Raw genomic sequence first — 24,387 nt, forward strand, 5'->3', positions numbered from 1 at the left:
CTTCTAAGTCCTTAAAACATTTTGTCTTACTGTATCTTTTGGAAACTATACGCCTTCAATTTTCATAATGAAAGTGAAAAACAAAGCTTTCATAAAAAAAACGGGGATTTAAAAGGATTTTCATAAAACATCACGAATACATCATAATGAATCGTTGTTCACTTTTGAAAGGTAGGGGAATGTGATGAATTCTGAAGTAGAGTACACGGTAGCATCGAGCGTAGCAACGGTGACGTTAGCTCGTCCGGAACGATTAAATGCCTTAACATCAACACTTTTAAATGAATTAGCAGATTCAATCGAGGAAGCCAATCAAGATGAAGCAGTCCGTGTCATCGTATTAACTGGAAAAGGACGCGGCTTTTGTGCCGGTCAAGATTTAAAGACGGTCTCACCAGGAATGGACCATGGCGATTATTTGAAAAGCTATTATCATCCCGTTGTCCGTGCATTAGCCGGATCGAAAAAGCCGATCATCGCAGCAATCAATGGTGTGGCAGCAGGAGCAGGACTGTCGTTGACACTCGCATGTGACTTCCGGATTGTTCAGGAAGATGCAAAATTGTCACTCGGCTTCATTAACATCGGTCTCGTCCCGGATGCTGGAGCACCATACTTCTTACCGCGTTTAATCGGTTCGGCGAAAGCACTCGAATTAGCGCTACTTGGTGATACGATAACAGGAAAGCAAGCAGTCGAGTTTCAACTCGTGACAAAAGCGGTCGCAGCTGACCGGTTTGAAGAGGAAGTAATGGATTTTGCTCAGCAGCTCGCAGCGCGACCGACAAAAGTAATTGCGTATATTAAACAACTTCAATCAGCAAGTTTCGAGTCGACGCTCGATGATATGTTGGCACAGGAAATTATCTACCAATCACGTGCCGGTAAAACGGAAGACCATCAACGTGCGGTTCAAGCATTTCTTGAAAAAAAACCGCCTGTTTTTACCGGACGTTAAAACGACTTATTTTAATATCAGTGAAACAAGCAGGACCACTTCCGTTGTAATCGGAAATGGTCCTGCTTGTTTTAGCGCATTTTTTGTTTGATTTTTTGGGCCGTAGCATGTGTTTGATCGGTTAACCTACTCGAGAGACGAAATAGTAAAATTCCTAGAAAAGCGGAGACGAAAATATATAACCCCGTCAGCGTGATGAAGGCGCCGCTAGCGAGTGTAATAAAAAGAATTGAAAATTCTCCGCGTGGTCCTAAGCAAAAACCGGATTCGATGGCATGGTAGTTTGACAGCCCGAATGAACGGCCACCGAAGAATCCGACCAAAAATTTAGATAACAGCCCCCAGATGACGAGTGCCAAAAAGAACCAGTCTAAAGGCAGTCCTTCCGTCAATTCAAACGACATCCCGAATGCAATGAAAAAGAGAGGGAGCAGTAAATCTTGAAAAGGTGTGACGAGCCGCTTCAAGTAGCGTGTTTCCTTTAGTTCAGTCAACAAAATCCCGACGATGAAAGCACCGAGTACTTCTGATAAACCGAACATGATACCGACACCTGAAAAAGTTAAAATCAAGCCGATGATTCCAATTCCGGCGTCAGGATGCCGGTACAAGGAACCAATGATCCGTTCTTTTCTGCGAATAAAGACGGTTAGTAAGATTAAAGCACTGAACAGAAAGAGAAAACCCGCGAAAATGGACCCTACTTTGGCAAATGTAAAAGGTTCTGTACCAAGTATAAACGGTGCCGTCGTCAAGAGAAGCGGGGCAATCAAATCTTCAAAAATAAGTAACGATAAGACAAAGCGATTAACGTCCTTGTGTTTGTCTGGCTCACGATCGAGCAAACGGGCAGAAATCGAAGAACTCGTCGCATATAAAACGCAGCCGATTAAAAAGGCTTCAGGAATGGAAAAGCCAAACGCAAGCGTCAGGAGGAATGTTCCACCAAAAGATAACGCAACATCAATTAATCCGGCTTTCCACACGTGGCGTAGTTGACTGAGCAAGTCAGCAATTGAAAATTTAAGTCCCAGCAAAAAAAATAGAACGATGATTCCCGCTTCACCGCCTAACTTCAATTCTTCAGGTGCATCGTAATAAAGCCCGATGGCAATCCCGATTAAAATGAAAGCGAGGATACTCGGAAGGTGGAAACGTTCACTCAAATAACTGATTGCAAATAAGCCGATGAGAATAAGACCGGCATAAAAAAATAATTCCATAGCGAGCACGTCCTCCTTTTATGTTTTCCTTTACCCTAGAAAAGCATCAAAATAACTATTAGATGAGTTTCAAGGGACAGAAAATGAAGTAGGAGGGAAAACTCGCTGATTTTGTTTCTTCCTTCCTGTACTTGCCCGTGACAGTACTTGTCCCCGCATAGCTAGAAACAGGTAAGAATGGGATTAAGAAGCAACAGCTTGCGCTTTGTCCGAGAAAAGTAACGAAAAGGACGTGTCCAATATTACTTTGTCGACACGTCAAAATACGGCATCCATCTCGAAACGAGACAGATACCGTATTGATTAAAGGACTTGGACGATTGTTCCTGCATAAGGTGGAAGTGTTACTTCTAAAGAAGGAAGTGGTGAATTCGAGAACAAATCCATGCCTTGTCCTGCCGCTGGTGCGGGAAGTGTTACTTGCTGATTCGAGTTGTTGAAGTAGATGTAGTAAGTTCCATCTTCGCTCGTTCGACGCATGACGATCGAATTCGTCTCGTCATCCGCATGAACGAATGAAATGTGTCCGTTATTCGCAAGAGTCTTATGCTGTTGCCGCAGTTGAAGTAAATGTTTTGTATACATCAAAAGGTTTAAGTCCTGTTCTTCTTTGTCCCATGGCATACATTTACGGCAACCCGGATCTTGATCCCCATCGAGTCCGATTTCATCGCCATAATAGATGACGGGACTACCGGAAAACGTCAACATCGATAGTAAGAGGAGACGCATCTTATTTTTGTCATGGCCGGCACGCGTCAAGGCGCGCGGTGTATCATGTGAGCCGATTAAGTTAAATGTCACTTCGTTGACGTTCATCGTATTCGAGAAGAGAACGTGTGACATTTCATTGGCATACGCCGTCGCCTTCGTTTTATCAAGGGCAAAGAAGTTTAACGCTGCGTTCGTAAACGGATAGTTCATGACGGCATCAAATTGATCACCGAGTAACCACTCTTGCGAATCATGCCAAATTTCTCCAAGTATATACGTTTCAGGATTTGCTTCTTTGACGACCCGACGGAAATCACGCCAAAAAGCGTGGTCGACTTCATTCGCGACATCTAATCGCCAACCGTCGATTCCGAATTCCTCGACCCAGTAGCGGGCGACGTGAAGAAGGTATGCTTTTACTTCAGCATTTTCTGTATTGAATTTCGGCATCTCAGGCACAAAGGCGAACGTATCATAGTTCGGCATCGGTTCTGTGACGAGTGGGAAGTCGCGGAGGTGGAACCAATCACGGTAAGACGAGTTGCTACCGTGTTCACGGATATCAGCGAAGGCTTCGTGATGGAATCCGGCATGATTGAAAACGGCGTCGAGCATGATACGAATGCCATTTTCATGTAGAAGGTCGACCATTTGTTTAAATTTTTCTTTTGTTCCGAACTGTGGGTCGATTTCGAGATAGTCGATTGTATCGTATTTATGATTTGATTTCGCTTTAAAGATAGGACAGAAATAAATGCCCGTAATACCAAGCTCAACCAAGTAGTCGATGTGATCAATCACCCCTTGGAAATCCCCACCGAACAGATTCGTTGTCGTCGGTTCTGTACTATTCCAAGGCAATGTACCGGTAGGATCGTTCGATGGATCACCATTCGCAAAACGATCAGGGAAAATTTGGTACCAGACCGTATCTTTGACCCAAGCGGGTGATGTGAAGACATCGATTTTATTTAAGTAAGGTACACAGAAGTAGTAACCGGTATCATCAAGTGGTTTTTCATTGAACCACCCACGTTCTGTGAAAACTTGTGTTGTTTGCCCATCGTGTAACCGGAAACCATAGCGAAGACGACGGAATGGGGGGATGACATCAATAAACCAGTAATCATATAATTCGTCTGAACCACTTCTTTTCATTGATGTTTCGAATGTGTTCCAATGATTTGTTTTCGATGGATCGAAGTTCCAGTCCGCATCATCGGGATTTTCAGTATGCCAATCATACGGGTCTCCCCAAATCAGTTCGACATGCTCAACATCATTTTTCTTAGTTTGGAGACGGATATGAATCGTGTTTTCGTCGTACTTATAGACGAACGGAGACATGGCGCGATGGAATACGGCTTCTTTGAGCATAATGGTCACTCCTCTAGTGCAATCGATTGCACTCTAATGTAATGGTCCTCGAACTAAGAATAGTAAAGCGCTTTCTTAAAGTCAATTAGAATTGGTGAAAACGAGAATTCCAAAAGATAATTTTATGATTTAATGCAATCGATTGCATTAAAGTGCGCAATTAAATTAAATGTAAACGTTTTCTTTTTTGGGTAATAAAAATTTTAGGGAAGTTTATTCGATTAAATACTTTTTTAGAATGTTTTTAAAATGTAGGAAAATAATTAATAAAAAGGACTTGTCAAAAGGGATTTAGATTGTATAATAAAAATGTAAAGGTGATGCAAACGTTTTCATAAAACGCTTACAACTACTCAGTTGTTATCATGAGAAAATGGTTGTGCCTTTATGCAAACGTTGTGCATTAGAACTTATCATTCGTACGTTAACTTGGGGAGGAATTTTCAATCATGGAAATGAAAAAACTTGTAGCAGGTCTTTCGGTATCGGTAATGGCAATCGGTGCTCTCGCAGCATGTGGTGGCGGAACAGATTCAGACTCTTCATCGAATACATCAGGCGATGGTGGCAAACCAGATAAAATCGTTATTTGGGAAGATACTGAAAAAGCCGAAACAACAAAAGCAGCGGCAAAAGCGTTTGAAGAAAAAGAAGGCGTAAAAGTTGAAGTTAAAGAAGTCAAAATGACAGATCAACAGAAAAAAGTTGCACTTGACGGACCTGCTGATAAAGGACCAGATATCATTCTTCTTCCACACGACCAGATTGGGACAGTCGTTGACCAAGGATTGATCACTGAACTTAAAGATGGTGAAAAAGCACTTGAGCCATTCATCGATACAGCAAAATCTGCTGTCACATTTGATGGTAAAGTGTACGGCTATCCAAAAGCTGTTGAAACACCGATTCTCCTTTTCAACAAGGATGAGTTAAAAGAAGCACCAGCTTCAATGGATGATCTCTATAAAGTATCAACGGAACAGAAAAAAGACGGCAAGTATGGTTTCCTCGCACTTTGGGATAACTTCTACTTCGCACACGGTCCGATTGCTGGGTACGGTGGATATGTCTTTAAAGATAACGGTGGAAAACTTGATCCTGCAGACATCGGCTTGAACAATGCTGGCGCTGTCGAAGGAATGGACTACATCGGCAAATGGTACAAAGAAGGTCTCTTCCCGAAAGGGTTGATCGGCGGTGGCGGCGGTCAAGCGATGGATCAATTGTTCGGTGACAAGAAAGCAGTCGCTGTCATGAACGGACCATGGGCAGTCTCAAGCTATAAAGAAAAAGGCATCAACTTAGGAGCATCGGCGCTTCCGAAGCTTCCGAACGGTGAAGCAATCAAAACATTCGTAGGAGTTAAAACGTATGCGGTTTCTGCATATTCTAAAAATCCGGAATGGGCTGAGAAATTCCTTGCTACATTAACAGGTGAAGAAAACGCGAAAGCGATGTTTGAGAAATACAACGAGATTCCACCGGTCACTTCACTCCAAGAAGATGCATCGATTAAAGATAACGAAGTTGCAGCAGCAGTCTTCGCTCAGTCTAAAGACGGTGTGCCAATGCCGAACATCGCCGAGATGGGGCAAGTTTGGGAACCAATGGCAGCAGCACTTCAACTTGTTGCAACAGACAAGCAAGATGCTCAAAAATCAGCAGATGACGCTGTCAAACAAATCAAGCAACAAATCGAAGCGAACAATCAATAAGTCGTCGTTTCCCAATTGAATCACTAAAAAAGAATTAAAGAGAGGGGGATCATTGATTCCCCCTCATCTTTATGGTTGGAAGAGAAGCCTGAGGTCAGACATGACCTTTGGAAAGGAGAACAGACGATGGCTGCCATTACGACACCGAAACAAACGGACCCGACACCGGAACTACAAACGAATCACCGCAAAATTGCTTCGTTGATTTCAATTGTCCCAGGTTTAGGGCAACTGTATAATAAACAATTTTTAAAAGGCGCGATATTCTTTATCGTCGTCCTGTCATATTTTTTAGTCAATTTTGATTTGTTTTTTAAAGGAGCCGGGAATGGACCAGGGGATCGCGGTGCGATCTGGGGTCTGATTACACTCGGTGAGGTAGCAGGCGTAAGGGGAGATCACTCGATTTTCTTAATGGTCGAGGGAATCATCGCGTTGATTTTACTTGTGTTTGGTATTGCCATTTACGTCTGGAACTTTATCGATGCGTATCGAATCGGTAAACTGCGTGATTTAAGTGTAGAAGTACCTTCACTGAAGATGCAGCTACGGAATTTCCGTGATAACGGGTTCCCGTATGCTATGCTGATTCCATCGTTGGTACTACTCGTCTTCACAGTCGTTTTACCGTTGATTTTTACATTCTTGATTGCTTTTACGAACTATAAATTCAATAACTCGCCACCAGCCAAGCTCGTCGACTGGATTGGCATTCAAAACTTCTTAAACATTTTCACGGTCGATATTTTCCGTGATACGTTCATCAGTGTGTTAGGTTGGACGCTCGTTTGGACAGTTGCTTCGACGACAGGCGTCATCGCAATCGGAATTGGTCTGGCTGTTCTCTTGAACCAAAAAGGTCTTAAAGGGAAACGCTTCTTCCGTTCAATTTTGATTTTATCGTGGGCGGTACCGGCTTTTATCACGATTTTGATTTTCCGTTCAATGTTCAATGAAACATTTGGCGTCTTTAACACGACGTTGCTCCCGGCAATCGGAATAGGCGGTGGTGTCGAGTGGATGACTGACCCGACGTACACACGTCTCGCACTGATCGGGATTCAGTGGTGGCTCGGATTCCCGTATATCATGACGCTCACGACAGGAATCTTACAGTCGATTCCGGAAGATCTATATGAAGCGGCGACGATTGACGGGGCGACTTCAGGTGAAAAATTCCGTTTGATCACGTTACCGATGATTTTATTCGCGACAGCTCCAATCTTAATTACGCAATACACGTTTAACTTCAATAACTTCAACATCATCTATCTCTTTAACAATGGTGGACCGGCTGTACCGGGACAATCTGCGGGTGGAACCGATATCTTAATCTCCTGGATCTATAAGCTATCGCTCGGTTCAAATCCACAGTATGGTTTCGCAGCAGCAATTACACTCGTACTGTCGTTCTTCATCATGACGATTGCCGTCATTCAGTTTAAACGTTCAAAATCATTCAAAGATGAGGATATGATCTAATGAGAAAACAAAACCGAATCAATATGGCGTTGTCATACCTCATTTTGACGATCGCCTCGATTATTATTGTCTATCCACTACTTTGGGTTGTCGGGACTTCGCTCAACCCGGGGAAAAGCATTACTTCGGACATCTTCCCGAGTAATCCGACACTCATCCATTACTTCGATCTGTTTGATGCGACACAAACGGATTACGGCATGTGGTATTTGAACACCATCAAAATCGCTGTCATTACAATGGTCGTCTCGGTCGCATTGATCACGTTAACGGGCTATATCTTCTCACGTTACCGGTTCGTCGGGCGAAAAAATTCGTTGATTTTGTTCCTCGTCTTGCAGATGGTTCCGCAATTCGTCGCGATCATCGCGATTTATGTGTTGCTCAACATGCTCGATTTGTTCGATACACATCTTGCGTTGATTCTTTTATACTCTGGTGGAGCGATTCCGATGAATACGTATCTCGCCAAAGGATATTTTGATACAATACCAAAAGAGCTAGATGAAGCGGCACGAATGGATGGGGCAGGTCATCTTCGGATTTTCTGGCAAATCATCCTTCCGCTTGCTAAACCAATGGTTGCTGTCATCGCTTTGTTCAATTTCATGGCACCGTTCAATGATTTCATCCTGGCGTCACTTGTTCTCCGTTCGCCGGAGAAACAGACGCTTGCGGTCGGATTATACAACATGGTTTCTGAGCAATTTGATAACAACTTCACGTTGTTTGCGGCAGGTGCCGTTTTATCTGCAGTCCCAATCGTCCTTCTGTTCTTCGCCTTCCAGCGCTACTTCGTATCTGGATTGACGGCAGGTGGAACGAAAGGGTAATAAAGGAGGAATTAGCGGCATGAGACGAGGCGTGATGCTTCTCTTCTTGCCGCTTCTCTTGTCTTTCGGACTTTTTCCGCAGACGAGTGAAGCAGCAAATTGGGAAAAGGAACGAATGTATTTTATTATGATCGACCGGTTTGAGAACGGGAAAACGAGTAATGATATCGATGTGAACAAGGACGATCCGAAAGCTTATCATGGTGGTGATTTGGCAGGGGTGACGAAACGCCTTGATTACATAAAAGATGAAGGATTCACGTCAATCTGGTTGACACCGGTCTTTAAGAATCGACCGAATGGCTATCATGGTTACTGGACGGAGGATTATTATAAAATCGATCCCCATTTCGGAACAAAAGAAGAATTTAAAACATTGGTCGACGAAGCACACGAGCGTGACATCAAAGTTGTTCTTGATTTAGTTGTCAATCATCTCGGACCAAATCATCCGCTTGTCGAAGAAAAGCCGGATTGGTTCCATGAAGAACAACCGATTATGAATTGGAACAATCAAGTCGAAGTCGAAAACAACTGGTTATTTGATTTGCCAGATTTCAATACTGAAAATCCAGAAGTCGTCGATTATTTGGTTGACGTCGCGAATTACTGGGTCGATGAGACAGGAATCGATGGGTATCGTCTCGATACGGTCCGTCATGTTCCGCCGGCATTTTGGAAGGAATTCATTCCGGCCGTCAAAGAAAAACATCCGGACTTATTTTTACTCGGAGAGGTATTCGATGGTGATCCGCGAAAGATTGCGACCTATTCAGAGCTTGGATTTGATTCCGTGACAAACTTTCCTTTCTATTACGGGATAAAAGATCAATTTGCCCGCAAAAATGGTTCAGCGGAAGAACTCGATTCAGTTTATAATCGAGATATCACATTTAATCCGAAAGCGATGTCGCTCGCGACATTCATTGATAATCATGATTTGAAACGATTCATTACAGAAGCGAAAATCGGTGGAACTTCAGATGAAGAACGCCAATTACGCCTCGCGTTATTCGCCCTATATGCTGCTCCAGGTATGCCGGTCGTCTATCAAGGAACGGAAGTCGCCATGCCGGGTGGTGAAGATCCGGGGAACCGAATGATGATGGAGTTTGATAAAAATGAAAAGATGCAGGAGTATGTAAAAACGTTGAATCAGATGCGTCAAGACTACCCAGCGTTCGCGACAGGGAAGCAACGCTTGTTAGGAAAGACGGATCATATGGCCGTATACGCTCGAGAATCAAAAAATCAGACGGCGATTTACGCAATCAATCTAGGAGAGAAGAAAACGACGATGCGGATTAAAGCTTCTGAAATCGGTGATGATCAACGTCTGCGAGGATTATTATTTTCCGATCTCGTCCGACAAGATGGAGATGCCTATGAAATTACATTGGATGGCAGTAGTGCGAATGGATATATCTTAGAAGATTCTCAAGTGAACTGGTGGTCACTTGTTGCGATTGGATCCATTGCCCCAATCCTTGCGTTGATTCTTCTCTTGGTCCATCGCAGACGCGTCAATCGTTCGAACGAAAAACAATAAAATACATTTGTAGGGAAATGATGAGGTGAAGGGGATGCAAGTCACAATTAAAGACGTCGCTAGGGAAGCGAACGTCGCACCATCGACGGTCTCACGTGTCATCGCGAATAGTCCGCGAATCAGTCAAAAAACAAAAGAACGTGTTCGACAAGCAATGGAAGATCTCGGTTATTATCCGAACGTCCATGCTCGGAGTTTAGCGAACCGGACGACGCAAGCAATTGGTCTCGTCATGCCGAGCGCAGCGACGAAAACACTTCAAAACCCATTCTTTTCAGAAGTCATCCGTGGAATCAGTACGAAAGCGCATCAAAATGGGTACTCGCTTTATATGACGACAGGCGTGTCGGAAGAAGAAGTATATGAGGGCGTCGTCTCGATGGTTCAGGGCCGTCGCGTCGACGGAGTTGTCGTTTTATATTCAAGAACCGATGATAAAGTCGTACAATTTCTTCAAGAATCGAAGTTTCCCTTCGTCGTCGTCGGGAAACCGTTCAGTGACTCATCGCAAGTCACGTATGTCGACACGGATAATTATCTTGCCGGTCGTGAAGTGACAAAGTATTTGCATCAGCTCGGACATGAATGTATTGCCTTCGTTGGCGGGTCACAAGACTTAGCGGTCACGCAAGAACGCGTCGGTGGGTATAAAACGGCTTTAATGGAAGAGGGTCTTCCGGTCGAGGATAACTATATCGTCAGTGCACCATTCATGACGACTGGTGGGGCTGACGCCGTTAAACGATTGATGTCACTCGATCATCCGCCGACTGCCGTCGTCGTCAGTGATGATATGATGGCGCTCGGCGTCATGAGTACGTTGAATGAGATGGGGATTAGTGTCCCGGACCAAATGGCGGTCGTCAGCTTCAATAACCTGTTCATCGCTGAGTTTTCGAGTCCGCCATTGACCTCGGTCGAAATCAACATCTTTGGTCTAGGATTTGAAGCGACGAATTGTTTGATTGAACAAATCAATGAAGATGCGACGCCGTATGGTAAACGTGTCATCGTCCCGCATTACCTCGTCGTTCGTCAGTCTTGCGGGGGTCCAAAAAACGAATGAAAACCAGTGACTTCATCTCGCCCGGAACGGGGCTCGAGATGAAGTTTTTTTTATGCTATGAACAAAAAAACACAAAGAAACTAAAGTGGAAAGTAAGTTATTAGGAACGGTTTCACAAAAAGAAATTTATTTTCGTGCAAACGATTGCATTAAGCTGTTTTATGTGTAAAATAAAGAATGTACAGAAACGTTGAAACGCTTACAAATGACGATGAAAACGTTCGAAATCGGCAATGATAAAAGGAGCGACTGATGATGAAACGATTATTTGATATGAATGAATGGAAAATTATAGAGCAGGGGTTCCATCCTGAGGATAACCGTCTCGCCGAATCGATGACTTCGATTGGGAATGGCCATATGGGGATGCGTGGTAATTTCGAGGAAGATTACTCAGGCGATACACACCAAGGAATGTATGTGGCAGGTGTCTATTATCCGGATAAAACACGTGTCGGCTGGTGGAAAAATGGCTATCCCGAGTACTTCGCAAAAGTATTGAACGCAGTCAATATCATGGGTATCCGTGTTTCGATCAATGGTAAGAATGTCGATTTGAATGAGTGGGAAGTCGTCGATTTTAAGCGTGAACTTGATATGCAACATGGTGTTTTGACACGAACGATGTTACTTAAGAATGGCGTCGAAGAGACGAAGATTGAATCGACGCGATTCTTCTCAATCGTGACAAAAGAAATCGCAGCACTCCGTTATACGGTCACACCGATCAACTTTGAAGCGGAAATCATCATCGAGTCGTATCTTGATGCGGATGTCGAGAACGAGGACTCGAACTACGATGAAAAATTTTGGCTCCCGGTCGAACATGGGACGGAAGAGCGTTTCGGATATGTCACGTCGAAAACAAAAAAACTCGATTGGCACGTAACGGCGGCGATGATTACAGATGTTGAAGGCGCATTTTGTGAAGTCGTTGAAGGGACGTCACAATACGTGGCGAACCGCTTTACGAAACAAGTCGAACCAGGTGAAGCGGCGACGGTAGAGAAAGTAGTCGCGCTCGTGACAAACCGTGATTATGAAGTCGAACATTTACTGGAGCAGGCAATGAAGCGTGTCAATGAAGCGTTCGAACTGGGATTCGATACCGTCCTCGCACAGCATGAGGCCGCTTGGTTGAAGCACTGGGAAGAAGCAGACGTTAAAATCGAAGGTGACGTCGAAGCGCAACAAGGGATTCGCTTCAACATCTTCCACATGTTCCAAACCTACACAGGAGAAGACTCCCGGTTGAACATCGGACCAAAAGGATTCACCGGCGAAAAATATGGTGGCGCGACCTACTGGGATACGGAAGCGTATTGTCTCAACTTCTACCTTGCGACATCAAAACCTGACGTCGCGTGGAACTTGTTGAAATACCGTCATAATCAATTGCCGCAAGCAAAAGAGAATGCAGACAAGAACGTCGGTATGAAAGGTGCACTCTATCCGATGGTCACGATGAACGGGGAAGAGTGTCACAACGAGTGGGAAATCACCCATGAAGAAATTCACCGGAACGGCGCGATTGCGCATGCGATTTATAACTATACGAACTATACAGGGGATACGTCATATCTCGGACAATACGGGTTTGAAGTCCTTGTCGAAATTGCGCGGTACTGGGCGAGCCGTGTCAACTATGTCCCGCAAAAAGACGTCTACATGATCCTCGGTGTGACAGGACCGAATGAATATGAAAATAACGTCAACAATAACTGGTATACGAACTTGATGGCAGCATGGTGCCTTGAATACGCGCAAACCGTCCATCGTCATTTAGCGGACAACGAGCCGGACCGTCTCGCCGAGTTGATGCATCAATTAACATTGACGGATGAAGAGCTTGCGCAGTGGGCCGACATCGATCAAAAAATGTATTATCCAAAAGATGAGACGGAGCCGGCAGTTTTCATGCAACAAGACGGCTTCATGGATAAAGAACAAATCATGGTTGCTGATCTTGATCCGAAACACTTGCCACTCAATCAAAACTGGTCGTGGGATCGTGTCCTCCGGTCTGTATTCATTAAACAAGCAGACGTCTTGCAAGGCCTTTACTTCTTGACGGATCGTTTCTCGATTGAGCAAAAGAAAGCGAACTTCGACTTCTATGAACCACGTACGGTGCATGAATCGTCGCTCTCACCTTGTATCTATTCCATCATTGCCGCTGAAGTCGGATATGAAGAAAAGGCGGTTGAATTGTATCAACGTTCTGCACGCCTCGATCTGGATAACTACAACAATGATACGGAAGATGGTCTTCACATCACGTCAATGGTCGGATCATGGATGTCGATCGTGCATGGTTTTGCCGGACTCCGTGTTCAAGAAGGAGTATTATCCTTCAATCCGATGTTACCGCAAGGCTGGACGAGTTATTCGTTCCGGATGCAGTGGCGCGGTCATCATATCCATATTCACGTCAAACAAAATGAAATCTCGATTGAGCAATCTGTAGGTGAAGCATTCTCGTTGAAACTCCATAATCAAGTCGTTGACGTACCAGCTGAAGGTAGCGTCACGGTTCCTTCTTCAATGACGGTCTAAAAATTAGAACGAATCAGGTGTATATGATTGACACAAAACCGGACGATTTTCGAAATTCTTGATGAATCTCGAAAATCGTCCGGTTTTTCGAGTTGTTTTCGTTCAGTCATCGCGCGGACACATGAGAGCGCTACCAAAAAAAGAAATCAATTTCTTTCGCATTCTTGACTATCCGCTGTCATTTGTTATGTGCTAAAGTGTTCCAAGATAGTTCAAGCAGGAGAGGAGAACGAGGTGTGACAGCAGTTGTGAAGGAAAATATTTTAAAGGTAATGGTCGCTTCGATTGGTGGGTTCGTCATTGCGGTCGCAATGAACTGGTTCTTGATTCCAAGTGGCGTTTATTCGACAGGGTTTACGGGGCTTGCCCAAATCCTGACTCAGGTTTTACAGGACACGGCATTTGCGTTCGGTGAGAACGTTTGGTTTTTAGCCCTTAATATTCCATTGATTATATTGGCGTGGATTATGCTCGGTCGTAGCTTTACAATCATTACGCTGATTTCTGTTTTAGCGACAACGATCTTTATCGGTTTGATTCCACAATATGCTGTCATTCCGGGTGACCAAACATTAAACGCAGTGTTTGGTGGTGTCTTGCTTGCGATTGGAACGGGGATTACGATTAAATTTGGTGCGTCGACCGGTGGCTTCGATATCGTCGCCTTGATTTTTGCCCGGTTCTCGGACCGAAGTGTCGGTCTTTATTTATTCGTTTTGAATTTTTTGATTGCAATCCTTGCCGGCGCATTGTTCGGTTGGTCGACAGCTCTCTATACGATTGTCTTTATCTACGTGACGTCGAAAGTGGTCGATGAGATTCATACGAGCAATCAGCGCCTGACAATCTTCATCATCACGAACCATGCCGACGATATCACGATGGCACTGCATCAACATATCATTCGTGGAATCACACAGATGCCGTCGATCGGAACGTATTCACGGGCCGAGAAATCGACGCTGATGATGGTCATCGAACGACATGAACTGCGGGATATCGAACGGATTTGCCGTGACGCGGATGAAACCGTCTTTATCAATGTCGTACCAACCGATTCAGTCGTTGGTTACTTCCGAAAAGGATAGAACAAAAAACGCATCCTCTTGAGTAACGACATTTGTCGGTCAAGGAGATGCGTTTTTTTTACATCAAGCGAGTCCGAGGACATGCTTCAAGTAATAGGCGATACCATCGTCTTCATTTCGTTTTGTCGTCCCGTTCGCAAGTAATTTGAGTGGTCCAATCGCATTGCCCATCGCGACACCGTGCCCCGCATACTCAATCATTTCTAAATCGTTTTCTTCGTCACCAAAGGCAACGATTTGTTTCTGTTCAATTCCGAGATGTCGTGCGATTTGCTCAAGACCAATCGCTTTGCTCGTTCCTTTACGCATGACTTCGACCATATACTCGGGCTTGATCCACTGACGGTTCAAGACGGTCTCGGCATGAACATGCGACAGCTCTGACCGGATTTCGTTAACGTGTTCACCCTTGGCATGAATCAACAGCGAGGTCGGTTCATGTTGGAGCAGCCTCCGCAAATCACCGGTCGTTACGGACAGGGCATGGTCTGTATAAAATTCGTAAATCCCGACCGGATCACGTTGGAAATAGACATGATCGGTCACTTCACAGACGATGTTTTGTGTTTTCGTATCAGCAACGGATTCGAGAATATGCTGGACGGTCTTTAGTGGGATCGGATGATGACTGACTTGAAAGTGGGGATCATTCGGATGATGAACGAAACCTCCGTTGAAATTAACGAGTGGTGTCGTTAAACCAAGTTCTTCATAGTAGCGTTTCGCGTGGCGAAACGGACGACCTGTCGCGATGACGACTTCATGACCATTTTCACGCGCTTTGTGCAGTGCGGCAATATTTGCAGGACTGATTGTCTTGTCGTCTTTTAAGAGTGTACCGTCGAGGTCGACGGCAATAAGATGACGTTTCATACATTCACCAACTTCGCTTTAGATTCTTTCCTCATTACTTTAGCATATGGACCGGTAGAAAACAGGGAAGTGACTGTTTTGAGCAAAAAGGAAAACGCTTAAAAAAATCCGATTAAAGCTGTCGGATGATTTAAAAAATGATATACTACGAGACGTAGGACTAATAAAAGTAAGCTATGGAAATGGAGGGGAAAGAATGCGTTTTCTCGTTACATTCTTTTGGTCGTTCTTACTCGTGAACACAGCTGTGTTCATCGTATCAGCGGTCGATGCAGTTACGTATAACTTTGGATTTGCGACAGCGATGTCAGTCGTGACGTCACTTGTTGTCTTCGCACTTGATGCAGTCAACGAAGATCTTGGTCTTGGTCAAGGGACAAAGGCAGAATAACTTGAAAGCGAGGTATCGTCACTGGGCGATATGCTCGCTTTTTATCGTTTATAGTGAGGGGGAAGAGGCTTGATTTTAATTAAACAAGCACTTGTTAACGAGATCCCGACGGATGTACTTGTCGGAGGTGGAACGATTCTAGGAATCGGGACATATAATATCGATCAGGATTTGCTTGAACAAACGATTGACGGTACGGGGAAGCGACTCGTTCCAGGATTGATCGATGGTCATGTTCATCCGATTGGCGGAGGTGGGGAAGGCGGATTTGCTTCTCGGACGGCTCCGTTAGTCGCTAGTGATTTCTTGACGGGTGGTGTGACGACGGTCGTCGGATTACTTGGCACGGATGGTTGGACCCGGACCGGGATTGATTTACTGGCACACGTCCGCGGGTTTGCACGACACGGAATTCGACCTTTTCTGTTAACGGGCAGCTACGCTGTCCCGCCCGTTTCGATTACGGATACGATTGGTCGTGATATCGTCCTTATCAATGAAGTCATCGGACTCGGCGAGATTGCGATCAATGATCATCGTTCGACTCAACCGACTGTTCAGGAGCTGACGCGACTCACAGCTGAGGCGCGCATCGCCGGGATGGTCAAAGGGGTCAATGGAACGATGAACGTCCATATTGGAGACGGGAAACTAGCGTTACATCTCCTCGAAGAAGTCGTCCGGACGTCGGATGTACCGATCGAACAATTTTTACCGACACATATCAATCGAAGTGAACGGATTTTTGAAGCCGGTCTTGCTTGGGCGAAACAAGGGGGACGGATTGATTTTACGACCTGTACGACAAAAGCCTTCATCGAAGAAGGCGAGGTGCCGGCTGGACTTGCGCTGAAACGGGCACTTGAAGCAGGGATTCCCTTACGGCAGATCACGATGTCGAGTGACGCCGGTGCGAGTCTGCCGGCGTTCGATGCGGCAGGTAAACTTCTACGAATGGAATCAGGAAAGCCGACCTCGATGTTGCAAGCGGTCGAGGAAGCGGTTCGTCATGGGGTAGCGTTTACGGACGCCATTCAGACGGTCACACGAAACGTTGCCGAAGCTTACGGGATTTCTGGAGGGACAATCAAACCGGGTGAACGTGCCGACCTGTTACTGATTAGTGACGCTTTTGAAATCGATACGATTCTAGCGGGTGGTCATGCTATAATGATTCAGAAAAAATGGCTTATGCCAAAATGATGGAGGGATCGATTTGTCGAAAAAGTCTACGCGCGTGAAGCCGTCGAAAAAGTCGCAATCAAAAGCGAATTGGATAACGGCCGGCGTCATCGCATTGATCGTCATACTGGGAGCAACATTGCTGCTCTTCATGGATAATGAAGATTCAGCAACGAAAGATGGAAATCTAACAGCGAGTCAAGTCGCTGAAAAATTAAAGTCAGGTGACGAATTCTATACGTACTTCTATCAGACAGGGTGCGTCCACTGTGAAAAAGTAAAACCGTACTTAGTACCGCTCGGCGAGCAACAGGATATTCCGTTTGAACAGATTGATCTTGCTGTCGAACAGTCGGCGTGGGATACATTCGGTATCGAAGGAACACCAACTGTCGTCCACTTCAAAGATGGGAAAGAAGTAAGCCGTGTCGCAGGCGAACAGACAGAAGAAAGCTATAAGGAATTCTTCGAAGGTAAGGATATTGAGGATTCAAAAGAAGAATCATCGGGTGATTTAAATGATTAAAAAATGGTTTTTTAAAAATCTATTCGAATTAAATGGACGCCCGTTCGTCGCACATCAATTGCGGCGCTTTGCGATGAGTGAATTGAGCCGGCCTTTCATCAAACCGTTTATTAAGCTGTATGATTTACAAATGGACGAAGCGAGTCAGCCGGTCGACGCGTACCCGACTCTACATGAGTTGTTCGTCCGTCACTTAAAAGAAGAAGTCCGACCGATTACGCAAGCTGAGCACGCATTCGTCAGTCCGTGCGACGGTGTTTTATCTGTCGTCGACGACTTGATGGAAGAGAGTCGCTTCACGGTCAAAGGACAAACGTATTCAGTCGCGGAATTGATTGGTTCACACCATGAAGCGGCAACGTACGTTGGTGGCCGTGTCCTGATTTTTTATCTCAGCCCACAAAATTATCATCGCGTTCATGTTCCAATCGATGGGACAGTTCGGACGAGTTATACGCTCGGGCGGGATTCTGCACCGGTCAATGATCTTGGATTGGCTTACGGAACGCGACCGCTGACACGAAACTATCGACGGGTGACGCGAATCGTCCAAGGTGCACATGCGCTTGAACACGTCATGGTCGGAGCGTTGAACGTCAACACGATCGTCCAGACGAATCATGCACGTGACATTCGTCGTGGCGACGAGTTCGGGTATTTTTCATTCGGTTCGACGGTCGTTTTAATTGCTCCAAAAGGTGCGCTTGATTTAGAAGGTGATGTAACTGGTCCTGTCTTGATGGGACAAGCACTTGGTATTTGGAATTCATGAAAGCAAAAGCGCCCTTAAAGTGAAAGGGCGTTTTCTTTTGTGCATCGCTCTACGCCATTGATTGTGCTATAATCGAACGATAAGAACATAACTGTTTCTTAAACTTAACTATAGAGCTAGACCATTATCTGGAGGTTTTATTCTTGTTCAAACGACTTTATCCGAAACATTTCGTCGCATCCATTTATGATATCGATTTAGAGATGTTAAAACGAAACGGTGTCAAAGCAATTTTGACGGATCTTGATAACACGCTTGTTGCATGGGATATTGCCGATGCTCCAGACGAATTGGTGTCATGGCTGGATATGGTGAATAATCAATACGGATTTGACGTCATCATCGTCTCGAATAATAACGGCGATCGTGTCAAAAAGTTCGCGGATCCACTCGGACTTCACTATATTGCACCTGCCCGAAAACCATTACCAATCGGTTTCAAACGAGCATTAACGGAATTCGGTTACCATGCAAAAGAAGTTGTATTTCTTGGGGATCAGCTGTTTACTGATGTGCTAGGAGCAAATTCCGTAGGCATCGAAGTCATTCACGTCCAACCCGTCGTTAAAACAGACGGTGTCGTCACTAAATTCAATCGCTTGATGGAACGTCTCGTCTTCCGTCGCATGAAACGTAAAGGCATCTATAAATTGACGCAACGTGTCAAAGAAGAGTCTGAAACGGAAAAGCGGCAGATCGAGTCACTGCGTCAAGATAAGCAACAATGACCCTGTCATACCGGTAGATGAAAGGATAGGCAGTAGTCGCAACATGTACGGCAATAGGTCGGAAGTTACGCTCTTGGAGTAGCGTGCAGGGTGCTACGTTGAATAGAGAAGGGAAAGTTCCCGATGCGGCTCAACACACATATGAACGAAGAAATTCATTGCGCCGGCTGTGGTGTCGAGATTCAAACAGAGGATCCGAAAGCACCAGGTTATGCGCCTAAATCTGCACTTGACCGTGAAATGGTCATTTGCCAACGTTGTTTTAAACTGAAACACTACAACCAAATTCAAGACGTTGCATTGACGGACGATGATTTTGTCAAAATTTTAGACGGAATCGGTCAAAAAGATGCACTCGTCGTTAAAATCGTTGATATTTTTGATTTCAACGGAAGTTGGTTACCAGGATTACACCGCTTCGTCGGAAAAAATGATGTCCTGCTTGTCGGGAATAAGGCAGATTTGTTGCCGAAATCACTTAATCCGAATCGTTTGATGAACTGGATGCGCCAAACATCGAAGGAACTGGGCTTACGTCCGGTAGATGTTCACTTGATTAGTGCGAAAAAAGGGCATGGCGTCGATGAATTAGCCGAGAAGATTGACTACTATCGTAAAGGGCGCGACGTTTACGTCGTCGGCTGTACGAACGTCGGGAAATCAACGCTCATCAACCAAGTCATTAAACGTTTTGGTGAAGAAGAAGAGGCCGTCATCACCGTCAGTCACTTCCCAGGAACGACACTCGATTTGATCGACATTCCGCTAGATGACAACTGTAACCTGTACGACACGCCAGGAATCATCAATCATCATCAGATGGCGCACTATGTCGATGCGCGCGACTTGAAATTGATTACGCCGAAAAAAGAAATCAAACCACAAGTCTTCCAAATCCACCCGCAACAAACGTTATTCTTTGGTGGTTTAGCACGCCTTGACTACATGGAAGGGAACAAACGTTCATTCGTCATCTATATGTCAAATGAACTCAAGGTTCACCGGACGAAGTTAGATAAGGCGGACGATCTTTATGCAAATCATAATGGAGAGTTATTATCGCCTCCGAATGAAAAAACGCTTGAGATGTTACCACCGCTCGTCCGTCATGAGTTCAGCTTACGTGACAACATGAAAACAGATATCGTCTTCAGTGGACTCGGTTGGGTTGCAGTTCACGGAAAAGGTGGACGAGTAGCTGCCTACGCGCCTAAAGGTGTTGCTGTTTCCTTACGTGAGGCGCTCGTCTGATGCGTTTCGCTGTCATCGGTCATCCGATTGCCCATTCACTTTCACCCGTGCTGCACGAGGCATGGCTGGAAGCGGCTGGGCTTTTCGGCTGTTATAGTATGATAGATGTCGAAGCAGACGATTTAGAGCAGGTCGTCCGGCAATTACGGATGCGCGAGCTCGACGGGATTAACGTCACGATTCCCTATAAGACGGCAATCATCCCGTTTCTTGATCGACTCGAGCCTTCTGCTGAAAAAGCAGGGGCGGTCAATACGGTCTATTTTGACGGGACGGAACTGGTCGGTGCGAATACGGACGGGACGGGATTCGTTCGTGCCTTGTCCGCAAGACAATCGTCAGAAAACATTCTTGTGATTGGCGCGGGCGGGGCGGCGCGAGGAATCGTCGCAGCGCTCGACGGGACTGTCACACTCATGAACCGGACGAATCAACGCGCGCGCGCGCTTGCCGCTGAATTTCAGGCGCAGGCAATCGACTGGTCGGGGTCACCAGATTTAACGCCGTATGACACAATCATCAATACGACATCGGTCGGTATGATGCCACGCATCGAAGCAACACCAATCGTATTGACCGAGACGACGGCACTGATTTGTGATATTATTTATCGACCGACTCCGACGCAACTACTACGTGATGCCTCGGCTCGAGGACTCGCGACACTAGACGGCGTCCCGATGTTCGTTTTACAAGCGGCTGAAGCATTTGAACGCTTCACCGGTCATGCACCTGATCTTACGCTTGGTGAGCAGGTGATTCGAAAGCAATTGGAGGAATATTGATATGTTAACAGGTAAACAAAAACGATTTTTACGTGCGACAGCACATGATTTAAGCCCGATTTTCCAAGTAGGGAAAAATGGCGTTGGAGAAGCGATGTGTGCGGATTTGATCGATGCACTCGAAAAACGTGAATTATTGAAAGTCCAAGTTTTGCAGAACTGTGCCGACACACCAAAAGACGTAGCGGCTGAACTCGTCGACGGAACAAATGCTGAACTCGTTCAAGTCATCGGTAAAGTTGTTGTTCTCTACAAAGAATCGAAAGAGAATAAAACGTTACAATTACCACGATGAAGATTGGTTTGATGGGCGGAACGTTTGACCCGCCCCACATCGGTCATTTATTGATAGCGGAACAAGCAAAGGAACAACTGCATCTTGATGCGGTTTGGTTTTTACCTGCGAACGTCCCTCCGCATAAAGCGGCGAACGTGACGAGTGCTGCGCAACGGTTGAAGCTCGTTGAAGCCGCTGTCCAGGCAAACGATGCGTTTTCCGTCTCGACGATTGAGTTCGAGCGTCAGGAAAAATCGTATACGCTTGAGACGGTTCTCGAATTGAAAAAACGGTATCCGACAGACGAGTTCGTGTTTCTACTCGGGGCAGACTCGCTTGCGAGCCTTGATACATGGTATCAAGCAGACCGCCTGTTTGAGGCAGTTCAATTCGGAGCGGTCGCACGTCCAGGCAGTCGTTATTTGATTCCGGCAGGTGCGCAGGTGACAGCAGTCGACTTACCGTCGCTTGAAGTGTCTTCGACGGACATTCGAAAACGTGTCGCCCGCGGTAAAAGTATCCGTTACCTTGTTCCTGAAGCTGTCCGACAACTAATCGAGGAGTGGGAATTGTATGTTACTTGAAGAAGCAGACGATATCATTAAACGAACACTCCCGCATAAGCGTTATGTGCATACGCTTGGAGTTGTTGAAACAGCTCGTCAACTCGCGCGGCGAAACGGTGTCGACGAGGAGACGGCAGCGTTCGCTGCGATGCTGCACGATTATGCGAAGTATCGGGACACCGAAGAAATGCGGACGCTCGCTCGCGAACTCGGACAGCTCGAGTTGCTCGATTATGACGATGAGCTCTTGCACGCGCCAATCGGCGCAGAACTCGTCAAACGTGAACTCGGTATCGAGGATACGGTGATTTACCAAGCAATCGCGAATCATACGACCGGTGCTCCGGATATGCCGTTGCTCGATCAAGTGATTTTCGTCGCCGATGCGATTGAGCCGAATCGTACGTATCCAGGCGTTGAAACATTACGTAAAATTGCAGACGCCGATTTAACGGACGCCGTCATCGCGACGCTTGCGCATACCATCCAATTTTTATGTAACAAACAAACAGTGATTTTTCCGTTGACGATTGAAACGTATAATGCGTTCGTCACGGCTAAACGAAAGGGGACCGTCCTATGACAGTCGAACAAGAATTAAAATTAATCGTAAATGCAATTGATGATAAACGGGCAGAAGATATCATCGTTTTAGATATGAAAAACATCTCTCCAATCGCAGATTATTTCGTGATTTGTGAAGGTGGATCAGAAAAGCAAGTTCAAGCGATCGCACGTGAAGTGAAAGAAGTTGCGCATAAAAATGAACTTCCGATCAAACGTCTCGAAGGACTTGACGCAGCGCGTTGGGTACTCGCCGATCTTGAAAATGTTGTTGTGCATGTCTTCCACCGTGATGACCGTGACTACTACAACCTTGAAAAACTCTGGTCAGACGCACCTAAAGTAGAAGTCGAGATCGACTGATGGCGTACGAACAGTTTGCATACGTCTATGACGAGTTGATGCAAGATGTTCCCTACGACGAATGGGTCGCCTGGGTATCGCAATACGTCGAAGCAAACAGTACGATTGCTGACGTCGGTTGTGGGACAGGAACGGCGACGTTGTTACTCGCTGAGCATTACCGCGTGACAGGTATCGATCTATCGGAAGAGATGCTTGAAATTGCACAAGAAAAAGCGATGGAACAACAGCAAAAAATCGATTTTTGGTGTCAAGACATGCGCGAAATCGAATTGCCTGCTCCAGTCGATGCGCTGACGATTTTGTGTGACTCGCTCAACTACCTGAAGACAGAAGCGGATGTGCAACAGACGTTCGAACATGCGGCACGGACGTTAAAAGAAGGCGGGAAGTTGTTGTTTGATGTGCATTCCCCGCATAAGATGGAAACACTCTTTAACGGGAAAACATATGCGACACACGCCGAACAAAGTTCTTATATTTGGTTTGCCGATCCCGGAGAAGCACCACTGTCCGTCGTCCACGAATTGACGTTCTTCATCGAAGACGAAGATGGACGTTACGACCGTGTTGACGAGACACATCATCAACGGACGTATCCGCCGGAACAATACGTGACGTGGCTTCGTGAAGCAGGATTCCGGACGCTCGCCGTAACAGGTGATTTCACGAGTGATGCACCAACACCGACGGCCGAACGAATTTTCTTTGTAGCTGAAAAAATATAATGGATGGACCGTTGCAAAAGGAAACTTTCGCAGCGGTTTTTTGTGCTGTATGTTAAAGAAAAATACACGATTTACATGAAAAAGATTTCTTGAGGAATTGATTTGTCAGTTAACACCACGAGAAAAACGAATTACTCAAAGCTACGTGACGACTCGAGCCTGGTAAAGTCGAGGCAAGAGGAGGGAGACCGATGACTATTCCCCGGATTCAACAAATCGCGAGTGTTGTTGTTGTCGTGTTACTGATAATCGTACTGTTCGTCCCGTTACCATCGTGTTCGAAAGAAGCGCTCGTCGACAAACCAGCAATCGTTAAGCATGAGCAAGACGCCAAAGCAGAAGATCAAGGGTCCACGGAGCAGACCCTCTTAAACAAAAAAATCATGGTTGATGTGAAAGGGGCAGTCAAGCGACCGGGACCCTATTCCTTTAAGTTAGGCGACCGGATTAAAGACGCAGTCGTTCGTGCGGAGTTGACACAAGCTGCTGATGTGACAGAAATGAATCTCGCGGCACGGTTGATTGACGGTCAGGAAGTCATTGTTCCGACAAAAGAAAAAGTGAAACTTACACAACCGAAAGAAGAAGTGCCACAAGCAGATGTGCCGACTGGTCTGCTCGACTTGAATGCTGCGACGGAGCAACAGTTACTTGAAATCCCTGGAATCGGTCCAGCTAAAGCGAACGCGATTTTAGCCTATCGTGAAGAAAAGGGCGGGTTCGCGCGTTATGAAGACTTAGGAGAGGTTAAGGGATTTGGTGACAAGACGCTTGAAACATTGAGAGCCTATTTCATTGTTTACTGATGCCGTTATTCCCG

At 45.6% G+C, this 24,387-nt stretch carries 24 protein-coding genes; 21 read left to right on the top strand and 3 right to left on the bottom strand.

Annotated elements, in window-relative coordinates; translation table 11 throughout:
- Positions 1–184 precede the first annotated feature (184 nt).
- Complete coding sequence (locus tag KNP98_RS03410) at positions 185–958, top strand: enoyl-CoA hydratase/isomerase family protein (protein WP_214765482.1); 774 nt, start codon at positions 185–187, stop codon at positions 956–958.
- Positions 959–1,029: 71 nt separating this feature from the next.
- Here KNP98_RS03410 and KNP98_RS03415 read toward each other — a convergent pair whose 3' ends face one another.
- Both KNP98_RS03415 and KNP98_RS03420 read right to left on the bottom strand, forming a co-directional pair.
- Positions 1,030–2,181: a cation:proton antiporter gene (locus KNP98_RS03415; RefSeq protein ID WP_088836500.1), complete on the bottom strand. Its 1,152-nt coding sequence runs from the start codon at positions 2,179–2,181 to the stop codon at positions 1,030–1,032.
- Between the two features lie 303 nt (positions 2,182–2,484).
- On the bottom strand, positions 2,485–4,272 hold the full coding sequence (locus tag KNP98_RS03420; RefSeq protein WP_088836501.1) for a glycoside hydrolase family 13 protein: 1,788 nt from the start codon (positions 4,270–4,272) through the stop codon (positions 2,485–2,487).
- Between the two features lie 455 nt (positions 4,273–4,727).
- Between KNP98_RS03420 and KNP98_RS03425 the strand changes: the two genes are divergently transcribed.
- The 7 genes from KNP98_RS03425 to KNP98_RS03455 all read left to right on the top strand — a co-directional run bounded on the left by KNP98_RS03425 (position 4,728) and on the right by KNP98_RS03455 (position 14,561).
- Complete coding sequence (locus tag KNP98_RS03425) at positions 4,728–5,987, top strand: extracellular solute-binding protein (RefSeq protein WP_204251432.1); 1,260 nt, start codon at positions 4,728–4,730, stop codon at positions 5,985–5,987.
- A gap of 126 nt (positions 5,988–6,113) precedes the next feature.
- The gene (locus KNP98_RS03430) at positions 6,114–7,469 is read left to right on the top strand and encodes a carbohydrate ABC transporter permease (RefSeq protein WP_214810699.1); all 1,356 of its coding nucleotides are present in this window, start codon (positions 6,114–6,116) and stop codon (positions 7,467–7,469) included.
- Positions 7,469–8,302, top strand: a complete 834-nt coding sequence (locus KNP98_RS03435) for a sugar ABC transporter permease (protein ID WP_029332873.1) — start codon at positions 7,469–7,471, stop codon at positions 8,300–8,302. Before KNP98_RS03430 ends, KNP98_RS03435 begins: the two co-directional genes overlap by 1 nt.
- A gap of 19 nt (positions 8,303–8,321) precedes the next feature.
- Positions 8,322–9,851, top strand: coding sequence for an alpha-amylase family glycosyl hydrolase (locus KNP98_RS03440; RefSeq protein ID WP_088836504.1), 1,530 nt, complete (start codon positions 8,322–8,324; stop codon positions 9,849–9,851).
- A 34-nt stretch (positions 9,852–9,885) separates the two neighbouring features.
- Complete coding sequence (locus KNP98_RS03445; protein WP_088836505.1) at positions 9,886–10,917, top strand: LacI family DNA-binding transcriptional regulator; 1,032 nt, start codon at positions 9,886–9,888, stop codon at positions 10,915–10,917.
- Positions 10,918–11,172: 255 nt separating this feature from the next.
- Entirely contained in the window at positions 11,173–13,473 is a 2,301-nt protein-coding gene (locus KNP98_RS03450; protein ID WP_088836506.1) for a glycoside hydrolase family 65 protein, read from the top strand.
- 236 nt (positions 13,474–13,709) lie between these two features.
- Entirely contained in the window at positions 13,710–14,561 is an 852-nt protein-coding gene (locus KNP98_RS03455; RefSeq protein ID WP_029332877.1) for a YitT family protein, read from the top strand.
- 63 nt (positions 14,562–14,624) lie between these two features.
- Here the strand turns inward: KNP98_RS03455 and KNP98_RS03460 are convergent, their stop codons facing one another.
- A complete protein-coding gene (locus KNP98_RS03460) occupies positions 14,625–15,434 on the bottom strand; it encodes a Cof-type HAD-IIB family hydrolase (RefSeq protein WP_214810700.1) in 810 nt (269 codons plus the stop codon).
- A gap of 196 nt (positions 15,435–15,630) precedes the next feature.
- On the opposite strand from KNP98_RS03460, the gene KNP98_RS03465 reads away from it, so the two are divergent.
- The 13 genes from KNP98_RS03465 to KNP98_RS03525 all read left to right on the top strand — a co-directional run bounded on the left by KNP98_RS03465 (position 15,631) and on the right by KNP98_RS03525 (position 24,373).
- A complete protein-coding gene (locus tag KNP98_RS03465) occupies positions 15,631–15,825 on the top strand; it encodes a YjzD family protein (protein WP_012369663.1) in 195 nt (64 codons plus the stop codon).
- Positions 15,826–15,894: 69 nt separating this feature from the next.
- A complete protein-coding gene (gene iadA / locus KNP98_RS03470) occupies positions 15,895–17,028 on the top strand; it encodes a beta-aspartyl-peptidase (RefSeq protein ID WP_088836509.1) in 1,134 nt (377 codons plus the stop codon).
- A gap of 13 nt (positions 17,029–17,041) precedes the next feature.
- The gene (locus tag KNP98_RS03475; protein ID WP_214810701.1) at positions 17,042–17,533 is read left to right on the top strand and encodes a thioredoxin family protein; all 492 of its coding nucleotides are present in this window, start codon (positions 17,042–17,044) and stop codon (positions 17,531–17,533) included.
- On the top strand, positions 17,526–18,305 hold the full coding sequence (locus tag KNP98_RS03480; RefSeq protein ID WP_214807464.1) for a phosphatidylserine decarboxylase: 780 nt from the start codon (positions 17,526–17,528) through the stop codon (positions 18,303–18,305). Before KNP98_RS03475 ends, KNP98_RS03480 begins: the two co-directional genes overlap by 8 nt.
- A gap of 143 nt (positions 18,306–18,448) precedes the next feature.
- A complete protein-coding gene (locus KNP98_RS03485) occupies positions 18,449–19,033 on the top strand; it encodes a YqeG family HAD IIIA-type phosphatase (protein ID WP_088836511.1) in 585 nt (194 codons plus the stop codon).
- A gap of 141 nt (positions 19,034–19,174) precedes the next feature.
- Complete coding sequence (gene yqeH, locus KNP98_RS03490; RefSeq protein WP_029332883.1) at positions 19,175–20,284, top strand: ribosome biogenesis GTPase YqeH; 1,110 nt, start codon at positions 19,175–19,177, stop codon at positions 20,282–20,284.
- Positions 20,284–21,069, top strand: coding sequence for a shikimate dehydrogenase (gene aroE, locus KNP98_RS03495; protein ID WP_088836512.1), 786 nt, complete (start codon positions 20,284–20,286; stop codon positions 21,067–21,069). The genes yqeH and aroE overlap by 1 nt, the downstream gene beginning before the upstream one ends.
- A gap of 1 nt (position 21,070) precedes the next feature.
- Positions 21,071–21,364 carry a ribosome assembly RNA-binding protein YhbY gene (yhbY, locus tag KNP98_RS03500; protein ID WP_088836513.1) on the top strand — a complete coding sequence of 98 codons (294 nt, stop codon included), beginning with the start codon at positions 21,071–21,073 and terminating at the stop codon, positions 21,362–21,364.
- Entirely contained in the window at positions 21,361–21,930 is a 570-nt protein-coding gene (locus tag KNP98_RS03505; RefSeq protein WP_088836514.1) for a nicotinate-nucleotide adenylyltransferase, read from the top strand. The genes yhbY and KNP98_RS03505 overlap by 4 nt, the downstream gene beginning before the upstream one ends.
- Entirely contained in the window at positions 21,920–22,495 is a 576-nt protein-coding gene (gene yqeK / locus KNP98_RS03510; protein WP_214765466.1) for a bis(5'-nucleosyl)-tetraphosphatase (symmetrical) YqeK, read from the top strand. Before KNP98_RS03505 ends, yqeK begins: the two co-directional genes overlap by 11 nt.
- Complete coding sequence (gene rsfS / locus KNP98_RS03515) at positions 22,492–22,839, top strand: ribosome silencing factor (RefSeq protein WP_029332888.1); 348 nt, start codon at positions 22,492–22,494, stop codon at positions 22,837–22,839. Before yqeK ends, rsfS begins: the two co-directional genes overlap by 4 nt.
- Positions 22,839–23,567: a class I SAM-dependent DNA methyltransferase gene (locus tag KNP98_RS03520; protein WP_214765464.1), complete on the top strand. Its 729-nt coding sequence runs from the start codon at positions 22,839–22,841 to the stop codon at positions 23,565–23,567. Before rsfS ends, KNP98_RS03520 begins: the two co-directional genes overlap by 1 nt.
- A gap of 191 nt (positions 23,568–23,758) precedes the next feature.
- A complete protein-coding gene (locus KNP98_RS03525) occupies positions 23,759–24,373 on the top strand; it encodes a helix-hairpin-helix domain-containing protein (protein ID WP_214810702.1) in 615 nt (204 codons plus the stop codon).
- The last annotated feature ends 14 nt before the right edge of the window (positions 24,374–24,387 follow it).

The organism is Exiguobacterium sp. s127 (assembly GCF_018618695.1).
In the GTDB taxonomy this organism is placed as follows: domain Bacteria; phylum Bacillota; class Bacilli; order Exiguobacteriales; family Exiguobacteriaceae; genus Exiguobacterium_A; species Exiguobacterium_A oxidotolerans.